Raw genomic sequence first — 21,841 nt, forward strand, 5'->3', positions numbered from 1 at the left:
ACACGCATCATGATCGTCAGACCGCGACAGAACTGGTTGCAGATGCTGTTCGTGTGGAACGGTTCGGTCCTGCAATCGATCATTCCGCAGCTCGTTTTCATGGCGACCGTCAGCACGCTGGCGGTCTTCACGAACGGCCGCATCTTCGGCGAGAAGATCCCGCTCAATACCGCACCGTTCACGCTGTTCGGGCTCGCGCTGGCGATCTTCCTCGCGTTTCGCAACAACGCGAGCTTCGAGCGCTTCAAGGAGGCGCGGCACCTGTGGGGCAACCTGCTGATCGCGTCGCGCGCGCTGACGTCGCAGATGCGGCACTACCTTCCCGAACACGTCGACGCCGCCGAACGCAACCAGACCACCGACCTGCTGATCGCGTTCGTCTACGCGCTGAAGCACCAGTTGCGCCACACCGATCCCGCCGAGGATTTGACGCGCATCCTCGGGCTCGCGCGCACCGGTGCATTGAGCGGCAAGTGCTACAAGCCTGTTGCGCTGCTCGACGAGATCCGCGGCAACCTGGTGCGGATGCGGGGCGGCGCAGCGGGCGCCGACGTCACGACGTGGATGTTCGACGCGCAGCTCGATCAGCTCGGCAATGCAGTCGGCGGGTGCGAGCGGATCGCGTCGACGCCGATCCCGTTCGCGTACAGCGTGCTGCTGCATCGCACCGTCTACGCGTACTGCGTGCTGCTGCCGTTCGGTCTCGTCGACTCGACGGAATTCTTCACGCCGCTGATCTGCGTGTTCATCTCATACACGCTGATCGCGCTCGAAGCGATCGCGAACGAAGTCGCCGAACCGTTCGGCGTGGCGCCCAATGCGCTGGCGCTCGACGCGATCACCCGGACAATCGAGCGCTCGGTGCTCGAACTGTGCGGCAACGAGATCCCGAAGGAAGTCGCGCCTTCCGAGACGTACCAGCTGACCTGACTGCCGGCGGCGTGCGGATGGCCGCGCGACGGGAAGGGGATTCGCGCGCGACGTCGTCGTTGAAGAGGGCGAATGCAAGTGCGCAGCAGTGCGGCACTGTACTTCGAAAGGTCAGAAAAAAATGGCGCGTCCGATGACGCGCCATTTGCATTTTCATTCCAGCCGCTCGCCGCTCGCCGCACCGAAGCCCGAAGCCCGAAGCCCGAAGCCCGAAGCCCGAAGCCCGAAGCCCGAAGCCCGAAGCCCGAAGCGGCGAGCCTGCCTTTCCGTCACACGGTGGCCGAGCGCGTCACCTTCACCGGCACCGACTTGTACGACGGCGTGCCGCTTTCCTTGTCGATGTAGTCGAGCGGCACCAGCACGTTCGCTTCCGGATAGTACGCGCCGACCGACCCCGGCGCGATGTCGTACTCGATCGCAGTGATCTTCTCGAGGCGCAGCAGCCGGCCCGACGGCGAAACCGTCTCGATGTCGACGAGGTCGCCGTGCTCGAGTCCGAACTTCTCGAGGTCCGCCGGGTTCATGAACAGCACGTCGCGTCGGCCGAACACGCCGCGGTAGCGATCGTCGAGCCCGTAGATCGTCGTGTTGTACTGATCGTGGCTGCGCAGCGTGATGAGGCGCAGCACCTCGTCCGCGCCGAGCACGTCGGCGTCTTCCTTCACGCCCGTGTAGACCGAGAACATTGCCTTGCCGGTGGCCGTCGGCCACACGCGCTCGGTCGGCGGCAGCGGCAGCCGGAACCCGCCTGGCGTGCGGATCCGTGTGTTGAACGCCTCGAAGCCGGGAATCGTCCGGTCGATCAGGTCGCGGATCCGGTCGTAGTCAGCGACGAGGTCGAGCCACTGCACCTTGCTGGCGGGCAGCGTTGCGTGCGCGATGCCCGCGACGATCGCGGGCTCCGAACGCAGGTGCTCGGATGCGGGCTTCAGCTTGCCGGCCGATGCGTGGACCATCGACATCGAATCCTCGACCGTCACCGACTGCGGGCCGTTCGCCTGCACGTCGAGCTCGGTGCGGCCGAGCACGGGCAGGATGTAGGTTTCCTTCGCGACCAGCAGGTGCGAGCGGTTCAGCTTCGTGCCGAGATGGACGCTCAGGTCGAGCTTGCCCATCGCCGGGAACGACTGCTCGGGATCGGGCAGCGCGACCGCGAAGTTGCCGCCGAGGCAGATCAGCGCCTTCGCCGTGCCGTCGACCATCGCCTGCATCGCCTGGACCGCGTCGTGGCCGTGATGCGCCGGCGGCGTGAAGCCGAACACATCCTCGAGCTTCTTCAGGAAGTCGGCCGCCGGCTTCTCGGTGATGCCGACCGTGCGGTTGCCCTGCACGTTCGAGTGGCCGCGCAGCGGGCAGATGCCGGCGCCGGGCTTGCCGAAGTTGCCGCGCAGCAGCAGCAGGTCGGCAATCAGGCGCACGTTTGCGGTGCCCTTGTTGTGCTGCGTGACGCCCATCCCGTACGTGACGATCGTCGCGTTCGACTTCGCATACGCGAGCGCGACCTCCTCGAGCTGCGCCTGGCTGAGGCCGCTCGCACGTTCGATGTCGTCCCACGACGTTGCTTCGAGATCGGCCGCGAACGCGTCGAAGCCGTTCGTGTGCGCGGCGATGAACGCATGGTCGAGCACGTTGCCCTGTTCGGCCTCGAGCGCGAGCAGCGCCTTCATGATGCCCTTGAGCGCCGCCGCGTCGCCGCCCGCATCGACCTGGTAGTACGTCGACGCGATCCGCGTCGAGCCGAACGACGCCATCTCGATCATGTCCTGCGGATCCGCGAAGCGTTCGAGCGCCCGCTCGCGCAGCGGATTGAACACGATGATCGGCACGTGGCGCCGCGAGCATTCGTGCAGCGTGCCCATCATCCGCGGGTGGTTCGTGCCGGGGTTGTGGCCGATCGAGATGATCAGCTCGCAGTGGTCGAAGTCCTCCAGCGACACGGTCCCCTTGCCGATGCCGATCGATTGCGGCAGGCCGACGCTCGTCGGCTCATGGCACATGTTCGAGCAGTCGGGGAAATTGTTCGTCCCGTATTCGCGTGCGAACAGCTGGTACAGGTACGCAGCCTCGTTCGATGCACGGCCGGACGTATAGAACTCGACCTGCTCGGGCGACAGCCCGCGCAGCACCTCGCCGATGCGCGCGAACGCGGCGTCCCATTCGACCGGGCGGAACGTGTCGGTCGCGCGATCGTAGACGAGCGGATGCGTGAGCCGGCCCATGTTCTCCAGTTCGTAGTCCGACATGCGCAGCAGCGACGACACCGTATTGGCCGCGAAGAATTCGGGCGTCACGCGCTTGGTGGTCGCTTCCCACGTGACGGCCTTCGCGCCGTTCTCGCAGAACTGGAATGTGGACCGGTGCTCCTTGTCGGGCCACGCGCAGCCGGGACAGTCGAAGCCGTCGGGCTGGTTGGTCCGCATCAGGATGATCGGCGCCTCGATGGCGTCCATCTGCGTGCGCACTGCGTCGGCCGTGGCGCGAAGCGCGCCCCAACCGCCGGCGGGCCCCTCGTACTTCCTGATACCTGGCACTTCGCGTCGATTTGTCATGTGAATGCTCCGTGAGCCGTGCCGGACACGCCGGAACCGGGCTCGGGTTATGCCGCGTCGCGGCTACGTGCGGCGCGTTCCCGAGGGAGCGGGGCGGCGCCGGTGGCGCGTGGCGGTGCACGCGTCCGTTCGGGGCCCGGGCAGCGGGCCACCGGGTTTCCTTATCGGGCTTCCTTCTTGTCGCCGGACGACTTCGCGCGCGATGTCTTTCGGGCAGCCGGTCTGGCGGCGGCTTCCGTCACGTCGGACGGAATGTCGCCGGCCGGTTCGGCCGCCGCCTCGCCGTCGCCCGATGCGTTCCCGTCTGCTGCGGCCTTGCCGTCCTTCGACACGTCCGCGGCCGGCGGCAGCTTGTTGAACTTCACTTCGTCGCCGGCGTCGTCGTAGTCGATTTCGACGCGATCACCCGACTTGAGTTTGTCGCCGAGGATCTCCTTCGCGAGGCGCGTCTCGATGATCTGACGGATCTGGCGCTTCAGTTCGCGCGCACCGAATTCGGGCTGATGGCCTACATCGGCAAGATGGTCGACGAGCGGCGCGCCGATCGTCAGCGTGATGTCCTGCGCGGCCGCGGTGCGGATCACGCGGTCGAGCTGGATCTGCACGATCGCGCGGATGTCGTCCTTCGACAGCGCATGGAACACGATGATCTCGTCGATCCGGTTCAGGAACTCGGGACGGAAATGTCCCTTGAGCACCTGCATCAACTCGTCCTTGATCGCCTTGTCGGTCTTGCGCGCGGCCTCGGGCTGCGTCAGGTTGTCCATGATGATCGCGGCGCCGAGGTTGCTGGTCGCGATCAGGATCGTGTTGCTGAAGTCGACCACGCGGCCCTTGCCGTCGGTCAGCCGGCCGTCGTCGAACACCTGCAGCAGCACGTTGTAGACATCCGGGTGCGCCTTCTCGATCTCGTCGAGCAGGATCACGCTGTACGGGCGCCGCCGCACGCGCTCGGTGAGCTGGCCGCCTTCGTCGTAGCCGACGTAGCCGGGCGGCGCGCCGATCAGCCGCGCCACCGCATGCCGCTCCATGTATTCGGACATGTCGATGCGGATGATCGCCTGCTCGTCGCCGAACACGGTTTCCGCGAGCGCCTTCGCAAGCTCGGTCTTGCCGACGCCGGTCGGCCCGAGGAACAGGAACGTTGCGATCGGCCGGTGCGTCTGGCCGAGGCCCGCGCGCGACAGCCGCACCGCGTCGCTGACCGCGACCACCGCATCCTGCTGGCCGACGACGCGCTCGCGCAGCCGCGCTTCCATCTGCAGCAGCTTCTGGCGCTCTTCCTGCGTGAGTTCGTTGACCGGAATGCCGGTCAGGCGCGACACCACATCGGCGACCGACGCGACCGTCACCTCCAGCGTTTCGGAGCCGGTCTTGCGCTGCCACGCCTCCATCCGGTCGTCGAGCTGCTTCTGCTTGTCGGCGATGCGCTCCTCGAAGTTCTTCGCCTCGTCGAAGCGCTTGCGCGACGATGCGTAGTCCTGCTCGCGCTTCAACTGCGCGAGTTCCGCCTCGAGCTCCTGGATCTCCGCCGGCCGCGACGTCGCGCTGATCCGCACGCGTGCCGCCGCCTGGTCGATCAGGTCGATCGCCTTGTCGGGCAGGAAGCGCGACGTAATGTAGCGGTCCGCGAATTCGGCGGCCGCGACGAACGCCTCGTCGGTAAAGCTCACCTGGTGATGCGCCTCGAGCTTGTCGCGCAGCCCGCGCAGGATCACGATGGTCTGTTCGACGGTCGGCTCGGGCACGAACACGGGCTGGAAGCGCCGCTCGAGTGCCGCGTCCTTCTCGATGTACTTCTGGTATTCGTTGAGCGTCGTCGCGCCGATCAGGCTCAGCTCGCCGCGCGCGAGCGCCGGCTTCAGCACGTTCGCGATGTCGAGGCCGCCTTCGCCGCCGCCTTGTCCGGCGCCGACGATCGTGTGCAGTTCGTCGATGAACAGGATCAGCTCGTCCTGCTTCGCGGTGACTTCGTCGATCAGCTGCTTCGCGCGTTCCTCGAACTCGCCGCGGTACTTCGCGCCGGCGACCATCGAGTTGATGTTCACCTCGACGAGCCGCTTGTTGCGCAGCACTTCGGGCACGTCGCCGTTGACGATCCGCTGCGCGAGGCCTTCGACGATCGCCGTCTTGCCGACGCCCGGCTCGCCGATCAGCACCGGATTGTTCTTCTTGCGCCGCGCGAGCACTTCGATCGTGCTCTCGATTTCCTGCGCGCGGCCGAGCACGGGATCGAGCTTGCCCTGGCGCGCGAGCGCGGTGAGGTCGCGGCCGAACTTGTCGAGATTGGGCGTGCCGGTCGGCGTGTCGACGCGGCCGTCTTCCGCGCCTTTGCCGACGACCTTCACGACCTTCTGGCGCAGCGCTTCGGGGCTCACGCCGTATTTCTTCAGCAGCGTGCCCGCGATGCTGTCGGGCACGGCCGCGAGGCCGATCAGCAGATGCTCCGGCCCGATATACGAGTGGCCGAGATCGCGCGACGCCTGGAACGCGAACTGGATCGCCTTCTTCACGCGCGGCGAGATCGTCATCCGGTCGACGGGTGCGTCGGGGTCCGCGGTGCCGGTGTGCGCGTGTTCGTCGATGTAGCGCCGGATGTCGTCCGGCGAGAGTTTCAGCTCCTTCAGCAGCGCGGCGCAGACGTCGGTATCGGCGAGCACGTACAGCAGGTGCTCGGTATCCAGTTCGGTGCGGCGCAGCTCGTGCGCTTTTTCCGCGGCGCGCTGCAGCAGTTCGAGCGTCTGTTCGCTGAACGCGTCGGTCGGGTCGACCGATTCGCGCGGCAGTTCGGCGGCGAGATGGCTGTCGTCATGCGCGCCTTCGCCGAAGCCGCCGAAGAAGTGCGACAGGTCGCTTCCTCCGCCGAGCAGCGTGTCGAACGGATTGAGCATGCTCTGATGCCGCATCAGCTGACGGTAGTGGTAGTCGCAGATCGAAATCGACTTGCGCTCGCCGTTCTGCGTCACCGTGGCGCGCGCCACGGCAGGGCGGGCATGGCAGATATCGCAAAGTGCGGGCATGGGGTGGCTCCTGTCGGTAAAGAGGTCGCTGGGTCGATGGCCGATGCGGTGCGGACACAGCCGGGGACGGGAACGCACGTGTTTCGACGAACCCATCGCATCACGTTGACTGTGTCAAAAAATAGCGGATCGACAGACGCTGTCCAAGACACAGTTCGATCCGTCGTGGCGGGCGAATTGCACCCTTGCGCGCACGTGTCGCGCGAACGCGAGGAGTACAGACGGACATGCGTTTGTCACGAATGCGGAAACGACGCGTGTGGCGTCGTCACGCGAACGGATTCAGGCGGGCACGCGCGCAGGTGCGACGCGGGCTCTGCACGGGGGAAGAGAGGGGCGGGGGGAGGGAGGGGAGGCCAGCGACGCCTTCATGCACGCGGTCGCCGGCCAACTGTCAGGTTGCAGGATGGAGATTCAACCGGCTCGAACCCGCGAAGCAAGCGTTACATCGAATTGAAATGAAGGATACGGCGACGCTCCGCCAAGCGCACCCTTCGACGAGCGCACCCTTCGACGAGCGCCGTCTGGTCGGCGCCCGGTTCGCCGATCGGCGCCGGATGGGTCCGGCGCGGTGCGCCGGACGGCCGGTTGTCAGGCTGCGGTCGGCTGCGCGGCCACCGCGACCGAGGCCTCGCTCGTCAGCATCAGGAACGTGAGCGTCTCGCGCAGGTACAGTCGAACGTCGCTGCCGGTATGACTGTGATAGCCGATCGACACGTCTTCGCCAAGGTGCAATGCGAAGTCGCCGCCGCGCGTCGACAGCACGCAGCCGCCGCTGAGCGCGGGCGCCCAGACGATCTCGCCGTTGACGATCCGCTTCAGGTGGTCGATCACCGGATAACCCTGTTCGCGCGCTTCGCCGAGCGCCGTATAGGCATCCGCGCCGAGCAGCACGGCATAGGGGCCGTCGACACCCGCGAGCCGCAACGCTTCGAGCGCTTCGCCGATCGCGCCCGGATAGTCGCGGACGTCGGCGGGCAGCACGATCTGGCGGTTCGACGTCGCTTCGCGGATGCCGGCGATACCGGCGGCCGCATAGCCGTCGAAGATCGCGCTGTCCTCGACGAACGCGAGCCGCTGCGCAGCGTCCTTCGCGGGCTGCCAGTCGGCGTCGCGCGCGCCGCGCTCGACCGCGTCGATCGCATCGCGCTTCAGTTCGAACGGCACGGTGAACTCGACGAGCGCCTTGACCTCGCGCAGCTTCGCGCCGACGTGCTCGCGCGGCGCGGCGATGTCGCGCAGGTGGCCGGTGCCGACGCCCGACAGTTCGACGCCGTCGGGCCCGATCACGTCGACGACGCGCCTGCCCGCCACCGAGCGCTTGAACGTGCGGGCCACTTCCTCCTCGATTTGCGACCACGCGGCGGCGGAGATCGGGGCGAGTTCGCGATGCAGGTTATTCATATCGATGGTTTCCTTTGAGCGAGCCGATTTTCAGCGAGCCGTCGGCGGGCGGCTCGTTCGATTGGGGCGCGGCCTCCGGCTCGGCGTCGGCGGCTGGCGCAGCGCGTGTCGCGAGCGCGTCGAGCAGGTCGGCCGATGGCACGAAGAACAGCGAACCCGTCACCGAGCGGCTGTAATCGAGCAGCCGGTCGTAATTGCCCGGCGGCCGGCCGACGAACATGTTCTCGAGCATCTGCTCGATCGGCGCGGGCGAACGCGCGTAGCCGATGAAGTAGGTGCCGAACTCGCCGGCGCCAGGGCGGCCGAACGGCATGTTGTCGCGCAGGATCTTCACTTCCTCGCCGTTTTCGACGAGCGTCGTCAGCGAGCTGTGCGACGACGACGGCTTGACCGCCGCGTCGAGCTCGATGTCCGACAGCTTGGTGCGGCCGATGATGCGCTCCTGCGTCTCGACCGGCAGCGCGTTCCAGCCGGCCATGTCGTGCAGATACTTCTGCACGATCACGTAGCTGCCGCCCGCGAATTCGGCATCCTCGTCGCCGATCACCGTGAAATCGACGGCTTCGCGCCCGGCCGGATTCTCCGTGCCGTCGACGAAGCCGATCATCGCGCGCTGGTCGAAATAGCGGAAGCCGTGCACTTCGTCGACGATCTTCGCCGCGTCGCCGAGGCGGCCGACGAGCAGCGTCGCGAGTTCGAAGCACAGATCGGTTGCATCGGCGCGGATGTGCAGCAGGATGTCGCCGGGTGTCGCGACGGCGACGCGCTGGCCCGTGCCGAATTCGCGGAACGGGTGCAGCGCCGCGGGCCGCGGCGTGCCGAACAGCGTGTCCCACGCGTCGGCGCCGAAGCCGCATACGCACGTCAGGTTGCCGGCCGGCACGCGCTTGCCGACCGAGCGGACGAGCGCGGCAATGTCGCCGCACCAGGCGCGGATCGTGTCGGCGTGGCCGGCGCCCGGGTTGATGGTCGCAACGAGGAAGATCGCGTTGCGGGTAGGGGGGCTGTGAACGTTCTGCGGGGCGGGTGGGTTTGTCTGCATCGGGGCATGCCGGTTGGTTACGCCGATACGATACGCGGGGCGTCGAAACGATGCACCACGAAAGCGGATCGGACGAGTGTGTCAGGTGTCGCTGTGCTCTTTTGTGACAGGCGCGGCCGTCGCGCGGCGCGTGCGATCCGTCGCGCGCCGGCTGCCGCTGCAAGTGCGTCGCGATGCCGCAGCAGCACAGCACGGCGCTTGCCGAATTGCATGGTTGCGGAAGCAATCTAGCAGCTTCGGTGCGTCTTTGGAACAGATCGTGCAGATCTGTTATCCGAATCTGCGGTCGGTCAACGGCCCGGCCCGCCCGCCGGCAGCAGCTGTGCTCTTGATGCCGCCGCGTCGTGTGCAGTAGATTAAGACCGCCCGCCATCCGGCGAGCGCCATCGCGATGAGGCTGCTCGCTGGCGTCGCGCAGGTCAGTGCGCAGTTCGACACGCTCGGGCGTTATCTCGGCTGCCGTCGCGTCGTGCAGGCGATCGACGAAACCGGGCGCGATGCGTCCGACAATCATCGGGATAACGAAATGATGCGCGACGGATGGACGATCGCGCAGAACCCGGCACGATCGGTGTGCGGTCCGACGATCGTAACGGACGAACGCGCGCGGCGCGCCGGCCGTTTCAACTTTCACGCAACGAGTCATCTTGAACACACTGAACACGTCCCGCCCGCTGCTCGCGGCGGCAGATCGCCTCCGCCGGCGCTTCGACGGCTTTCTCCACGCAGCCGAGCTTGGCGGGCTCGTCGTGATCGGTCTCGCGACGACGTTCGCGATGGGGCAGGAGGCGTGGAAGGTCGTCGTCGCGGGACAGGTGTCGCTGACGGACCTGCTGTTGATGTTCCTGTATCTGGAAGTGCTCGCGATGACGGTCCGCTACCTGCGCCTCGGCCGGCTGCCGGTGCGCTTCCCGCTGTACATCGCGATGACGTCGCTCGCGCGGGACCTGATCCTGCGCGGCGTGACGGACAGCCCCGAACACATGTTGATGACGACGTTAGGCATCGTGCTGCTGGCGGTCGGCGTGCTCATTCTGCGTTTCGGACAGCACCGGTTCCCGGCCGACCCGGACGAAGCCGACGACGTGCCGGAAGGGCGGTAGTGCTTTGCCGGAAAGCCGCCGCAGCTGCAACCTTCGCAACCGTGACGTGAAGAACGACAGGGCTTGCCGCTCCCCGCCCGCACGACAGCCCGGAATGCGGCCATTGCACTGAAAAATTGATCCCTTGAAAGAGGTGTTGGTTCACCTGCGCGGCGTATGGTGTCCTACGATGAAAGGATTCCAATCCATCGCAGGCCGCCGCCGTGTGTACCAACTATCGCGCGCCGGACGAAGATCCGGGCATCAGCGAACTGAAGATCGGCATCGGCGACCTGTTCCGCCGCGATCCGTGGGAGCCGGACGTGTATCCGGATTACGCGGCGCCGATCGCGTGCGCGCAGGGCGACGGCCTTGCGGTGGTCAAGGCCGTGTTCGGCTTCTGGCCGAAATTCATGCAGCCTGAGCGGGTCGACGAAAACGGCAGGAAAAAGAAGAAGCTCGACACGATGAACGCGCGCGCCGAGACGGTCGGCACGTCGCGCCTGTACGCGAAGGCGTGGCGCGACGGGCAGCGCTGCCTGATTCCGGCGCGCTGGATCTGCGAGCCGTGCTACGAGACGGGCCGCAACGTGTGGCACCGGATCGGCCTTGCGGACTGGGATACCTGCTGCGTCGCCGGCATCTGGCGACGCTACGAAGGCGACGACGGCCGGGCGCTGATCGGCATGTCGATGCTGACGGTCAACGCCGACGGCCATCCGGTGTTCGCGCGGATGCACCGGCCCGGCGACGAGAAGCGGGGCGTCGTGATCCTGCGGGCCGACGACTACGACGAATGGCTGCATACGACGAACGTCGAGGCCGCACGCCTGATGCTGCAGTTGCTGCCCGGCGACGAACTGGTGGCCGAACCGAATCCGAAATAGTGGCACGGGCCGGTGTCCGGCGGAGTAGGCGCCGGCTTTCTGACGGCTTTCATTCGGCGGACCCCTAAACATCGGACAGTCGCCATCTTTGTACGCCGAATTATTCAGACAAATACCAGCTTCGCTCGGTCTCGGGTAACTACCAATATCATCAAAGTTGTATATACAAGATCATCCGCAGGCAATATCGGCACGGGCTGTGCTGATTGCGCGCCAGGGTGCTGACCGTGCGTGCCTGGCGCATGCCGGCGATCCACGGCGTTCCACTCCGACGAGCCATCAAAGGCGGCTCGGCACGCGCCCCGTATCGATGGATACCTTTGTGATCCTAAGCAATTTGGAGATTTCTTCGTGTCAACGAATTCAAGCGGAAAAGCCGGCGGCAGCCTGATCGAGGTTCGCTCGATCGATTTCATTCCCGACTCGGAGCGTCACGGCGGGCTGTTCAGCCAGTTCACGCTGTGGCTGTCCGCCAACATGCAGATCACGGCGATCGTGACCGGCGCATTGGCGGTCGTGCTCGGCGGTGACGTGTTCTGGTCGCTGATCGCGTTGCTGCTCGGGCAGCTGATCGGCGGCGCGGTGATGGCGCTGCACGGCGCGCAGGGGCCGCAGCTCGGCCTGCCGCAGATGATCTCGAGCCGCGTGCAGTTCGGCGTGTACGGCGCGATGATCCCGATCGTGCTCGTGTGCCTGATGTACGTGGGCTTTTCCGCGAGCGGCTCGGTGCTGGCCGGGCAGGCCGTCGCGCAGTTGCTGAAGGTCGACGATGCGACGGGCATCCTGCTGTTCGCCGCCGTGATCGTCGTGCTGACCGTGTTCGGCTACCGCGCGATCCATGCGGTGGGCCGCATCGCGAGCGTGATCGGCATCGCCGCGTTCGTCTACATGTTCACGCAGCTGTTCGCGAACCACGACATCGGCGCGCTGCTCGCGAACCGGCACTTCTCGCTCGCGAGCTTCCTGCTGTCGATGTCGCTGTCCGCGTCGTGGCAGATCGCGTTCGGCCCGTACGTCGCCGACTATTCGCGTTACCTGCCGCGCTCGACGTCGTCGGTCCGCACGTTCCTCGCGGTCGGTCTCGGCTCGGTGATCGGCGCGCAGGCGGCAATGGTGTTCGGCGTGTTCGCCGCGGCGCTGGCAGGCAGCCAGTTCGCGCATCACGAGGTTGCCTATATCGTCGGGCTCGGCTCGACGGGCGCGGTTGCGGCGCTGCTGTACTTCAGCATCGCGTTCGGCAAGGTCACCGTCACGGCGCTCAACGCGTACGGCAGCTTCATGTCGATGGCGACGATCGTCAGCGGCTTTCGCGGCAAGGGCGCGGTGTCGTCGAAGAGCCGTCTGGTGTACATCTTCGGGATGATCTTCATCTCGACGATGGTGGCGCTCGCCGGCCGCCATTCGTTCCTGAAGGAGTTCACCGCGTTCATCCTGTTCCTGCTCGCGTTCTTCACGCCGTGGAGCGCGATCAACCTCGTCGACTACTACTGCTTCACGAAATCGCGCTACGACGTGCCGGCGCTGTCCGACCCGGACGGCCGTTACGGCCGCTGGAACGGCATGGCGATCGGGATCTACGTGGTCGGCGTGCTCGTGCAGCTGCCGTTCATGTCGACGCACCTGTACACGGGGCCGCTGGTCGACGCGCTGGGCGGTACCGACATCTCGTGGATCCTCGGCCTCGTCGTCCCGGCCATCCTGTATTACATCGGCGCACGCGCGTCGCGCCGCAGCATTCCCGAACGGCTGATCCTGCCGTTCGAGCACGGCGAACTCAAGAACTGACGACGCGGGCTCCGCGGCGCACGCGGAGCCGTCGAGTCCCCGACCGGCCGCACCGGACGACGGTGCGCCACGCGTCGGCTGCCGGGCGTCGCAAGGCGCCACGCCTCAGCCCGATTTCCCTTTCCATCTGACCGCAGGACGACACGTTGCTGTCGTCCCGCGGCAGTGCTTTCCATTGAAATGAATAGCATGACTAAATTAAAGACAAATCGCATGCCGTCGTCGCGACTGACGTTCGCACGCGTGGGCCTCCATTGCGCATGCGCGGCCGCAGCGCTTGCCGGCTCGGGCGCCGCACGCGCGCAGGACAGCGTCACGCTGTACGGCGTGATCGACGAGTTCGCGCAGTACGTGAACACCGGCAACGGCTACACGGCGGCGATCGGCTCGGGCGGCCAGTGGGGCAGCCGCTTCGGCGTGAAGGGGGGCGAGGACATCGGCGGCGGACAGAAGATCGAGTTCGCGCTGGAAAACGGCTTCAACCCGAACGACGGGTCGTTCGCGGATGCCGGGCGCATGTTCAACCGCCAGGCATGGGTCGGCATCGCGGGGCAGTGGGGCAAGGTGCGTGCGGGCCGGCAGAACTCGCCGCTGTTCAACGACCAGGGCGGGCAGGATGCGTTCGGCGGGGTCACGCAGGCGTCGGGCATGGACAACCTGACCGTGTTCGCGTTCCGCACGAGCAACACCGTTTCGTACCAGAGCCCCGAGATCGCCGGATTCCAGGCGGGCGTGTATTTCGGCTTCGGCGACGCGGGCGGCGTGCGCTCGGCCGGGTCGAGCCAGCAGTTCGACGTGACTTACGAGCACGGGCCGTTCGCGGCATTCGTCGCGGGCCAGTGGCTGAAGAACCCGACGGCCACCACGACGGACCGCACGATCATGGCGGGCGCGTCGTACGCGATCGGCAAGGCGACCGTCTACGGCGGGTTCTCGGCAGTGAAGTGGGACGATATCGGCATCGATTCCCGCGTCTACGGGCTGTCGGTCAAATACCAGATCAATCCGGCGAACTACGTCGCGCTCGGCTACGCGTACCTGCACGACCAGACGTCGCAGGGCGACAACGCGGACCAGTTCGGGCTGATGTACGAGTACGACCTGTCGAAGCGCACGAGCTTCTACGGCGCGCTGTCGTACCTGCGCAACCGCAATCAGGCCGGCTATACGCTTGCCGGTGCGGCGAACCCCGGTTTGCCGCTGGCCTATCCGGGCGCGAATGCGCGCGGCGTGCAGCTCGGCATCGTGCATCGCTTCTGATCTCGTTGCGACTCCGGGCGCATGCGTCCGGAGTTGCGTCGCAGATCACGGTCGCGCACGTCGCGCGACCAGGCTACTTCCCCAACCGCTCCGCGAGCGAATAGCGCTGCATGCAGCGCTCCATCGCGTCGAGAAACGCCTGCTCGGCCGCATTCATCTTGCGGTCGCGATGCCATAGCAGGAACACGTCGACGTCGACGAGCCCGTCGTCCGGCGGCAGGCGCCACAGCCGCTGCTGCGCGATGTCGTCGCGCACGATGTGCTCGGGCAGGCAACCGATCCCGTACCCGGCGAAAATCAGCCGCCGGACTTCCTCGAGGCTCGGCGACGACGCAACGATGCGTCCGGTAAATCCCTTCTGGTCACGGAACACGGTCAGCGGCGACAGGCTGTCGCCGATCTGGTCGCTCGTAAACGACACGAAGTTCTCCACGAGCAGGTCGTCCATCCGCAGTTGCGTCTGCCCGAACAGCCGGTGATGGCGGCCGCAATAGATTGCATAGCGCTGGCGCAGGAAGCAGCGCATCTCGAGCTTGTCGTGCGGCGTGCGGCACAGGCCGAGGCCGGCTGTCGCGGTCTTCTGCAGCAGCGACGACAGGATGTCCGACGAGCGCATCACCTCGATCTGCAGGTCGATGCGCGGATAAGCGCGATGGAACTCGGCGAGGAATTCGTCGTAGACGGGCGATTCGATGCGGCTCACGGTCAGCAGGCGGATCGAGCCCGTGAGGTCGGCCGTGCGGTCGTCGAGCTCGGTCTCGAGGCGCGAGATGCCGCCATAGATGTCGCTCGCGATCCGGTAGACCGCTTCGCCCGCCGGCGTCGGCGCGAAATGCGGGCCGCGGCGCTCGATCAGCCGGCGCTCGAGCGCGTCCTCGAGACGGCGCAGCGCCTGGCTCACCGCCGGCTGCGTCACGTGCAGGCGGGCCGCCGCGCGGCTCACGCTGCGCTCCTGCATGATCACGAGGTAGGTGCGCAGCAGGTTCCAGTCGAGGCGGTCGTTCAGGAAGGGGGCGAGGTCGGCGCGCATCGTGTCTCCGGGCGGAACGTCGGTCGAGGTATTAGTTGAATTTATACGGCGAATAATAACTTGAAATTTGACTAATGATCGGCGCTCGCCGATAAAGGAGGGGGCGCCGCATCGTGCGGCGCAAGGCCGCGCAGACGGCCGATCGTCACGATCGCGCATCGCTTCGCGGGACAGTGGTGGCCGCTCGCGGTGTTCTACACGTGTCTCGCCGGCATTTCGTTCTGCTGCATCGTCGCGCTCGATGCGCGCCGCGAAGCGCGCAGCACGGCGGCCGTAGCGGTCGGCTCGCACTGAGCCGCATCCCGTCAATTCATCCGGAGTACGCATGAAGGACCTGTTGGCAATCGATGGCGCGCGCCTGTGGCAAAGCCTGGCGGACATCGCACGGATCGGCGCGACGCCGCGCGGCGGCGTGCGCCGCCTCGCGCTCACCGACGACGATCGACGCGGCCGCGACCAGTTCGCACAGTGGTGCCGGGATGCCGGCATGACGGTCAGCGTCGACGAGATCGGCAACCTGTTCGCGCGGCGCGACGGCACGCACGCGCACGCGGCGCCGGTGCTGATCGGCAGCCATCTCGACACGCAGCCGGAAGGCGGCCGTTTCGACGGCGTGTACGGCGTGCTGGCCGCGCTCGAACTCGTGTGCACGCTGAACGACGCGGGCATCGCGACGGAAAAGCCGATCGAGATCGTGTCGTGGACCAACGAGGAAGGCGCGCGTTTCGCGCCGGCGATGCTCGGCTCGGCGGTGTTTACGGGTGCGCTGCCGCTTGCGGACGCGCTCGCGAAACAGGACGCCGACGGCGTGACGCTCGGCGATGCGCTGGCCGCGTGCGGCTATCGCGGCGCGCGGCGCACGGGCGGCGCCGTCGACGCTTACTTCGAGGCGCACATCGAACAGGGGCCCGTGCTCGAGGCGAACGGCACGACGATCGGCGTCGTCACTGGCGGGCAGGCGATCCGCTGGCTCGACGTGACGGTGACGGGCGTGGCCGCGCATGCGGGCACGACGCCGATGCCGTACCGCAAGGACGCGTATTTCGCGAGCGCGCAGATGGCGCTCGAACTCGAGCGCATCGTCGCGGCGTACGCACCGCGCGGGCTCGCGACGATCGGCCAGGTCGGCATCCGCAACGCGTCGCGCAACACGATCGCGGGCGACGTGACGTTCACGGTCGATCTGCGCCATCACGACGACCGCGAAGTCGACGCGATGGAGCGCGACCTGCGCGACGCATTCGCGCGCATTGCCGGCGCGCGCGGCGTGCGGGTTGCGGTCGACGCATGCTGGCGCAGCCCCGCGACGCCGTTCGATGCCGGCTGCGTCGGCCTTGTCGAGCAGGCGGCCGCCGCGTTCGGCTATGCGCACGAGCGGATCGTCAGCGGCGCGGGCCACGACGCGATCCTGCTCGCGCGCCATTGCCCGACCGCGATGGTGTTCATCCCGTGCGTCGACGGGCTGTCGCACAACGAAGCCGAGGACGCGCTGCCCGACGACGTGACGTGCGGCACGAACGTATTGCTCCATGCGGTGCTCGCGCGTGCCGGCGTTGCGGCGACGGCCGACGCGGCGCAGACCGCACACACCACATAACGCATCGAACGACCGAGGACGACACATGAAAACCTACTTCCACCCCGAACAGCTGCTGCATCATCCGCGTACCTACCTGTCGCGCGGCCAGATGCGCGCGCCGCAGGAGGTGCCCGAGCGCGCCGCGCGTCTCGTCGCGGCGGCCCGCTCGCTCGACTTCGACGTGCGCGAACCGGCCGACCACGGCACGGCGCCGATCGCGGCCGTGCACGACATGAACTACCTGCGCTTTCTCGAGGAGGCGCACCGCGACTGGAAACGGATGCCCGACGACTGGGGCGACGAAGTGATGTCGAACATCTACGTGCGCGATCCGAATCCGCTGCGTGGCGTGCTCGCGAAGGCGGCACGCTATCTGGCCGACGGGAGCTGTCCGGTCGGCGCGAATACGTGGCGGGCTGCGTACTGGTCGGCGCAAAGCGCGCTCGCAGCCGCGACGGACGTCAACGGCGGCGAGCGCGCCGCGTATGCGCTGTGCCGCCCGCCCGGTCACCATGCGCGGCGCGACGCGGCGGGCGGCTTCTGCTACCTGAACAATGCGGCGATCGCCGCGCAGGCGCTGCGCGGCCGGCATCGGCGGGTCGCGATCCTCGATACCGACATGCACCACGGCCAGGGCGTGCAGGAAATCTTCTACGGCCGCGACGACGTGCTGTACGTGTCGATCCACGGCGATCCGACCAACTTCTATCCGGCCGTCGCGGGTTTCGAGGAAGAGACGGGCGCCGGCGCGGGCGACGGCTTCAACCTCAACCTGCCGATGCCGCACGGCGCGCCGGAAGCGGCGTTCTTCGAGCGGCTCGACGACGCGCTGCACGCACTCGCGCGGTTCCAGCCCGATGCGCTCGTGCTCGCACTCGGCTTCGACATCTACAAGGACGATCCGCAATCGCAGGTCGCGGTCACGACCGACGGATTCGGCCGGCTCGGCGACGCGATCGGCGCGCTCGGGCTGCCGACGGTGATCGTGCAGGAGGGCGGGTATCACCTCGAGAGTCTCGACGCGAATGCGCGCGCGTTCTTCGGCGGGTTCGGCAGCGTGCGTTGACTGATCCGAAGTTGAACGCAGGCCGAAGCGCGTTCCAGGATGTGCGCGGACAAAAAAGCCTCGGTCACAGGAGGACCGTGACCGAGGCGCGAATGCACCCGCTCTTTGGCACGAGGGTTGGATGCGCGCGCAGTATATTTCGAGTCGTTACGGTTTCAAACGGCGTTAAAGGGCCGTTTTTGGCGTCTATTTAAATCGACTGGTCGCGCCGGCGGGATGACCCTGTCATCGTAAGGTGAACGAAGGCAAGCCTGCCGCCCGCCTGCCGCGGGTGGGGCGGGCGGCACGCTGGCGCCGACTGGGGGCGGGCACCGAACGCCCGGCAAGCCGCTGCGCGTCAGCCCGTGCGGGGCGGCTCCGTGCCGAGCGCCTGCTCGACGAACGCGACGAACGCGCGCGCCTTCGACGTCACGAGCCGGCCGGACGGGAACACGGCCCACAGGTCGACGGCCGGCAGCCGCCAGTCGGCCAGCACGGCCTCGACCGTGCCGTCGGCCAGCTCCGGCGCGAACATCCATTCGGACGCGACCGCGACGCCCATGTGATTCAGCACGGCGGTCCGCATGCCTTCCGCGGCGCTGACGCGCAGCCTGCCCGACACCGCGACCGAGACCGTGCTGCCGTTGCGCTCGAACGACCACGCGTCGCCGCCGCCGCGCACCGAATAGACGATCGCCTGGTGCCGGCTCAGATCGGCGGGCGACCGCGGCCGGCCGGCGGCGTCGAAATACGCAGGCGTGCCGACGACGCGGCGCGGGCTTTGCGCGATGCGGCGCGCGGTCATCGTCGCGCTGTCGTCGAGCGCGCCCATCCGCAGCGCGACGTCGATGCCCTCCTCGAGCAGGTCGATGTTGCGGTCGTCGAGCAGCACGTCGACGTCGAGCGCGGGGTGTTGCGCCATGAAGGCCTTCAGTGCGGGAAGGACGTGCAGCCGCGCGAATGTGACCGCTGCCGATACGCGCAGACGTCCCGACAGGCTCGCCGACGCATCCCGCACCGACTGTTCGGCCTCGAGCGCTTCGTCGATCGCGCGTTTGGCGTGCTCGTAGAAGCGCTGGCCCGCGTCGGTCGTCGTGATGCCGCGGGTCGTGCGCAGCAGCAGGCGCGTGCCCAGCCACGCCTCGAGCTGTGCGATCGACTTCGATACCGCGGGCTGGCCGAGGTCGAGCCGTTTCGCCGCCGCCGAGAACGATCCGGCTTCCACCACGCTCACGTAGGTTTCCATTGTTGCCAGCCGATCCATCGATGCGCCTCGCTTTCGGTGCTGTGCTGGCGCGTATTATCGCGCCGGATCGCGTGACATCGTGGCCGGCGCCGGTCGGACCGACGTCGGCCCGCTACTGGCGCGGCGCTCAACGCGAAGCATGGCGTACGGCGTCGGCCGGGCAGCGGCCGATCGCCATGGAATCGCTTGCGTTTCGTTCGTGAAACGTTTTTGAAAGCTTGCGGCGTTCGCGGGACGCGTCGTCGTGGCGCGCACTCGATGTCAGGTTTGTCAGGAACGCCCGCCGGGACGGGGGAGATCGTGGGTGATTCCGTGTGTTCCGACGCGGCGGAGTCCCGCCGGATGGCGTGCTTTCGCGCTACGAGCGGCCCGTTTGTGGCCGTTTGTTTCAGGCAGGAAACCGATCGGCCGCACGCCGCTGCGCTGCACCCGGCGGGCGCGGTGGATCAGGCGCGTCGATGCTGGCCCCCGGGCCAATGGCACGAAATCTGCTACGAACAAGTTGGGTGAAACGGTCTTGAGCAACGCATGCGGTGGCGTATGCGGATTTCGCGCGTCTGCGTCTGTATCCGGCAGCGCTTGCGACTGCAGGCGCTCTCGAAACCGGGACCCGCGCGGCTTGGCGTGGCGGTGCCGCACTTGCGGCTGCCGCGATCGAACAGAACGAATCCATCATTCGGGGCAGGTTCGGCGGTGACGCAATGTCGGGGGTGGCGTCGCCTCGCCGTCGGGAGAACGAGAATGAGGGAGTTGGTCGTTGCGCTATTGTGGCTAGGCCCGCTGTCGGTGCTGCTCTACGTGTCGGGGGTGGATCTCCGGTATGTCGTGCAGGAGATCCCCGATTTGCTGCGGCATCTGATGATGATGTTCCTCAGTTGACGGCGCCGGCCGTCGTCACACCGTCGTGCGTCCGCACGCATCACGGATGGCCGGCTGTGCGCAGCGCGGCGAGAAACTGCCGCACGACCGGCGCGGCAGCGTTGCCGTCGTACACGAACTCGACGTCGAAACGGTCGGCCAGCGCATCGAGCGCGGCGAGCCGCACCGTGGGCGGACAGGACGGCGCCGCGCTTTCCGGCACGAACGCGCAGCCCATGCCGGCCGCGACGAGCCCGATCAGCGTCGGGATGTCGCTGCCGACCTGGGCGATGCGCGGCGTGAAACCGGCGCGCCGGCATTGTTCGGTCAGGAATCGATGGTGCGCGGCGGAGCGCTGCGGATCGAACCAGACGAACGGTTCGTTCGCGAGCGCGGCGAGCGAACGGGGGGCGTGCACGCGGCTGCCCGGCGCCGCGGGCATCGCGAGCACGAACCGGTCGCGCAGCAGCCGCACGCCCGACAGGTGCGGCGCTTCATCCTGGCGCCACGCCATGATGCCGCCGTCGAGCTGGCCGCGCGCCATGGCCGCCGCCTGCTCGGCCGACAGCAGCGGCGCGATCGACGGCTTCACGTGCGGACAGGCATCCCGGAACGCCTTGAGGACGTTCGACACGACGGGAAGCGGCAGGTAGTTCGGCAGCACGCCGAGACGCAGCTCGCCGAGTTCGCCCGCCGCGCTGCGCAGTGCGCGTTCGCGGCTGTCGCGCAGGTCCGCAAGCAGGCGCGTCGCATCCCGCAGGAAGCTCGCGCCGGCTGCCGTGAGTTCGACCCCGGTTGCGCGGCGGATCAGCAGCGGGGTGCCGATTGCGTCCTCGAGTTCGCGGATCTGCCGGGACAGCGCGGGCTGGACGATCCCGACCGCTCGCGCGCCCGCCATCACGCTGCCCGCCTCGGCAACCGCCACGAAGTAACGCAGATGACGCAATTCGACCTGACGCATGCGGGGCCATTCCTGTCCAGTGGATATACCTGACAAGCATAGCAGCCGGCATCCGATGGTATTGGAAGGCATGACGGGCGCGGCGTACGATGAATGCCTTCATTGCCGGCCCGCGCGAGCCGCGGGCGGTCGTCCAATCCTTCACGCTTCGTCCCATGCCGCTCCACATCCAGACTCCCTATATCCGCTCGCCGGCCGTCTCCCGCCGGCTCGGCAAAGACGTGCTGCTCAAGCTCGAGGCGATGCAGCCGTCCGGTTCGTTCAAGTTGCGCGGTGTCGGCGCGGTGTGCGAAGCGCGGCGCGCGGCCGGCGCGCGTCGCTTCGTGTCGTCGTCGGGCGGCAACGCGGGCATCGCGGTCGCGTGGTGCGGACGCGAACTTGGCGTGCCGGTCGTCGTCGTCGTACCGGACAGCACGTCCGCGCGCGCCCGGGACCTGATCCGCGTCGAGGGCGCCGAACTGGTCGTGCACGGCGCGTCGTGGGCTGAAGCGAATGCGTACGCGCAGTCGATCGCCGGTCCGGATGACGCGTTCGTGCATCCGTTCGACGATCCGGTGCTGTGGCACGGGCACGCGACGATGATCGACGAAATGGCGGCGGCCGGGCCGAAGCCCGGCGCGATCGTGGTAGCGGTCGGCGGCGGCGGCCTGTTGTGCGGCGTGCTGGAAGGCCTCGTGCGCAACGGCTGGGCCGACGTGCCGGTCGTCGCGGTGGAGACGGCGGGCGCGGACAGTTACGCGCGTTCGGTCGCGCAGGGGCGGCCCGTCGTGTTGCCGGAGATCACGAGCGTTGCCACGTCGCTCGGCGCGAAGCGTCCGTGCGATGCGGCCGTCGAGTGGGCGACGCGGCATGCGATCCACACCGTCGTCGTGTCCGACGCGGCGGCGGTGGCGGCATCGCTGCGGTTTCTCGACGAGCACCGGATCGTCGTGGAGCCCGCGTGCGGCGCCGCGCTGGCCGCGCTCGACGAGCCGGTGCCGGCGCTGGCTGCCGCGTCGAGCATCGCGGTGATCGTCTGCGGTGGCGTGACGACGACGGTTGCGAATCTGCTGGCGCTGCACGACCGGCTTCGATGAAGGCGGGCGCTTCGTTCGAAGTGGCGTATGCGCCGTGAGACGGAGAGAGGTTGCAGCCCGACGCGGGAGGCCCGGTGTTCCGTGTCA

Annotated in this window: 16 protein-coding genes and 1 pseudogene; 10 read left to right on the forward strand and 7 right to left on the reverse strand. The window is 67.5% G+C overall.

Annotation, left to right across the window (positions count from 1 at the left end; genetic code table 11):
• The first annotated feature begins 9 nt into the window (after positions 1-9).
• Positions 10-930, forward strand: a complete 921-nt coding sequence (locus ACV22Z_RS05670; protein WP_448075344.1) for a bestrophin family protein — start codon at positions 10-12, stop codon at positions 928-930.
• Positions 931-1,199: 269 nt separating this feature from the next.
• Here the strand turns inward: ACV22Z_RS05670 and ACV22Z_RS05675 are convergent, their stop codons facing one another.
• The 4 genes from ACV22Z_RS05675 to ACV22Z_RS05690 all read right to left on the reverse strand — a co-directional run bounded on the left by ACV22Z_RS05675 (position 1,200) and on the right by ACV22Z_RS05690 (position 8,945).
• Positions 1,200-3,479 (reverse strand): FdhF/YdeP family oxidoreductase, encoded by a 2,280-nt coding sequence (locus ACV22Z_RS05675; RefSeq protein ID WP_448075345.1) that lies wholly within the window; start codon positions 3,477-3,479, stop codon positions 1,200-1,202.
• Between the two features lie 161 nt (positions 3,480-3,640).
• A complete protein-coding gene (locus tag ACV22Z_RS05680) occupies positions 3,641-6,499 on the reverse strand; it encodes an AAA family ATPase (protein ID WP_448075346.1) in 2,859 nt (952 codons plus the stop codon).
• A 591-nt stretch (positions 6,500-7,090) separates the two neighbouring features.
• Positions 7,091-7,903: a family 1 encapsulin nanocompartment shell protein gene (locus ACV22Z_RS05685; protein WP_448075347.1), complete on the reverse strand. Its 813-nt coding sequence runs from the start codon at positions 7,901-7,903 to the stop codon at positions 7,091-7,093.
• On the reverse strand, positions 7,896-8,945 hold the full coding sequence (locus ACV22Z_RS05690) for a Dyp-type peroxidase (protein WP_448075348.1): 1,050 nt from the start codon (positions 8,943-8,945) through the stop codon (positions 7,896-7,898). The genes ACV22Z_RS05685 and ACV22Z_RS05690 overlap by 8 nt, the downstream gene beginning before the upstream one ends.
• A 656-nt stretch (positions 8,946-9,601) precedes the next feature.
• Here ACV22Z_RS05690 and ACV22Z_RS05695 point away from each other — a divergent pair.
• The 4 genes from ACV22Z_RS05695 (at position 9,602) to ACV22Z_RS05710 (ending at position 13,959) form a co-directional block, all read left to right on the forward strand.
• Positions 9,602-10,048 carry a phosphate-starvation-inducible protein PsiE gene (locus ACV22Z_RS05695; protein WP_448075821.1) on the forward strand — a complete coding sequence of 149 codons (447 nt, stop codon included), beginning with the start codon at positions 9,602-9,604 and terminating at the stop codon, positions 10,046-10,048.
• 203 nt (positions 10,049-10,251) lie between these two features.
• Positions 10,252-10,914, forward strand: coding sequence for an SOS response-associated peptidase family protein (locus ACV22Z_RS05700; RefSeq protein ID WP_448075349.1), 663 nt, complete (start codon positions 10,252-10,254; stop codon positions 10,912-10,914).
• A 351-nt stretch (positions 10,915-11,265) separates the two neighbouring features.
• Positions 11,266-12,699: a purine-cytosine permease family protein gene (locus ACV22Z_RS05705; protein WP_448075350.1), complete on the forward strand. Its 1,434-nt coding sequence runs from the start codon at positions 11,266-11,268 to the stop codon at positions 12,697-12,699.
• 213 nt (positions 12,700-12,912) lie between these two features.
• Entirely contained in the window at positions 12,913-13,959 is a 1,047-nt protein-coding gene (locus tag ACV22Z_RS05710; RefSeq protein ID WP_448075351.1) for a porin, read from the forward strand.
• 73 nt (positions 13,960-14,032) lie between these two features.
• Here ACV22Z_RS05710 and ACV22Z_RS05715 read toward each other — a convergent pair whose 3' ends face one another.
• Positions 14,033-14,989 carry a LysR family transcriptional regulator gene (locus tag ACV22Z_RS05715; protein WP_448075352.1) on the reverse strand — a complete coding sequence of 319 codons (957 nt, stop codon included), beginning with the start codon at positions 14,987-14,989 and terminating at the stop codon, positions 14,033-14,035.
• Positions 14,990-15,139: 150 nt separating this feature from the next.
• Between ACV22Z_RS05715 and ACV22Z_RS05720 the strand changes: the two are divergent.
• The 3 genes and pseudogenes from ACV22Z_RS05720 to ACV22Z_RS05730 all read left to right on the forward strand — a co-directional run.
• Positions 15,140-15,283 (forward strand): annotated as a pseudogene (locus tag ACV22Z_RS05720) (MFS transporter); the annotation flags it as partial.
• Between the two features lie 31 nt (positions 15,284-15,314).
• Positions 15,315-16,586 (forward strand): Zn-dependent hydrolase, encoded by a 1,272-nt coding sequence (locus ACV22Z_RS05725; RefSeq protein ID WP_448075353.1) that lies wholly within the window; start codon positions 15,315-15,317, stop codon positions 16,584-16,586.
• Between the two features lie 25 nt (positions 16,587-16,611).
• A complete protein-coding gene (locus ACV22Z_RS05730; protein WP_448075354.1) occupies positions 16,612-17,634 on the forward strand; it encodes a histone deacetylase family protein in 1,023 nt (340 codons plus the stop codon).
• 337 nt (positions 17,635-17,971) lie between these two features.
• On the opposite strand, the gene ACV22Z_RS05735 is transcribed toward ACV22Z_RS05730, so the two are convergent.
• Complete coding sequence (locus tag ACV22Z_RS05735; protein ID WP_448075355.1) at positions 17,972-18,877, reverse strand: LysR family transcriptional regulator; 906 nt, start codon at positions 18,875-18,877, stop codon at positions 17,972-17,974.
• A 723-nt stretch (positions 18,878-19,600) separates the two neighbouring features.
• On the opposite strand from ACV22Z_RS05735, the gene ACV22Z_RS05740 reads away from it, so the two are divergent.
• Positions 19,601-19,738, forward strand: a complete 138-nt coding sequence (locus ACV22Z_RS05740; protein WP_448075356.1) for a hypothetical protein — start codon at positions 19,601-19,603, stop codon at positions 19,736-19,738.
• A gap of 40 nt (positions 19,739-19,778) precedes the next feature.
• Here the strand turns inward: ACV22Z_RS05740 and ACV22Z_RS05745 are convergent, their stop codons facing one another.
• The gene (locus ACV22Z_RS05745) at positions 19,779-20,678 is read right to left on the reverse strand and encodes a LysR family transcriptional regulator (RefSeq protein WP_448075357.1); all 900 of its coding nucleotides are present in this window, start codon (positions 20,676-20,678) and stop codon (positions 19,779-19,781) included.
• Positions 20,679-20,833: 155 nt separating this feature from the next.
• Between ACV22Z_RS05745 and ACV22Z_RS05750 the strand changes: the two genes are divergently transcribed.
• Positions 20,834-21,754: a pyridoxal-phosphate dependent enzyme gene (locus ACV22Z_RS05750; RefSeq protein ID WP_448075358.1), complete on the forward strand. Its 921-nt coding sequence runs from the start codon at positions 20,834-20,836 to the stop codon at positions 21,752-21,754.
• The last annotated feature ends 87 nt before the right edge of the window (positions 21,755-21,841 follow it).

The organism is Burkholderia sp. PU8-34 (genome assembly GCF_053427725.1).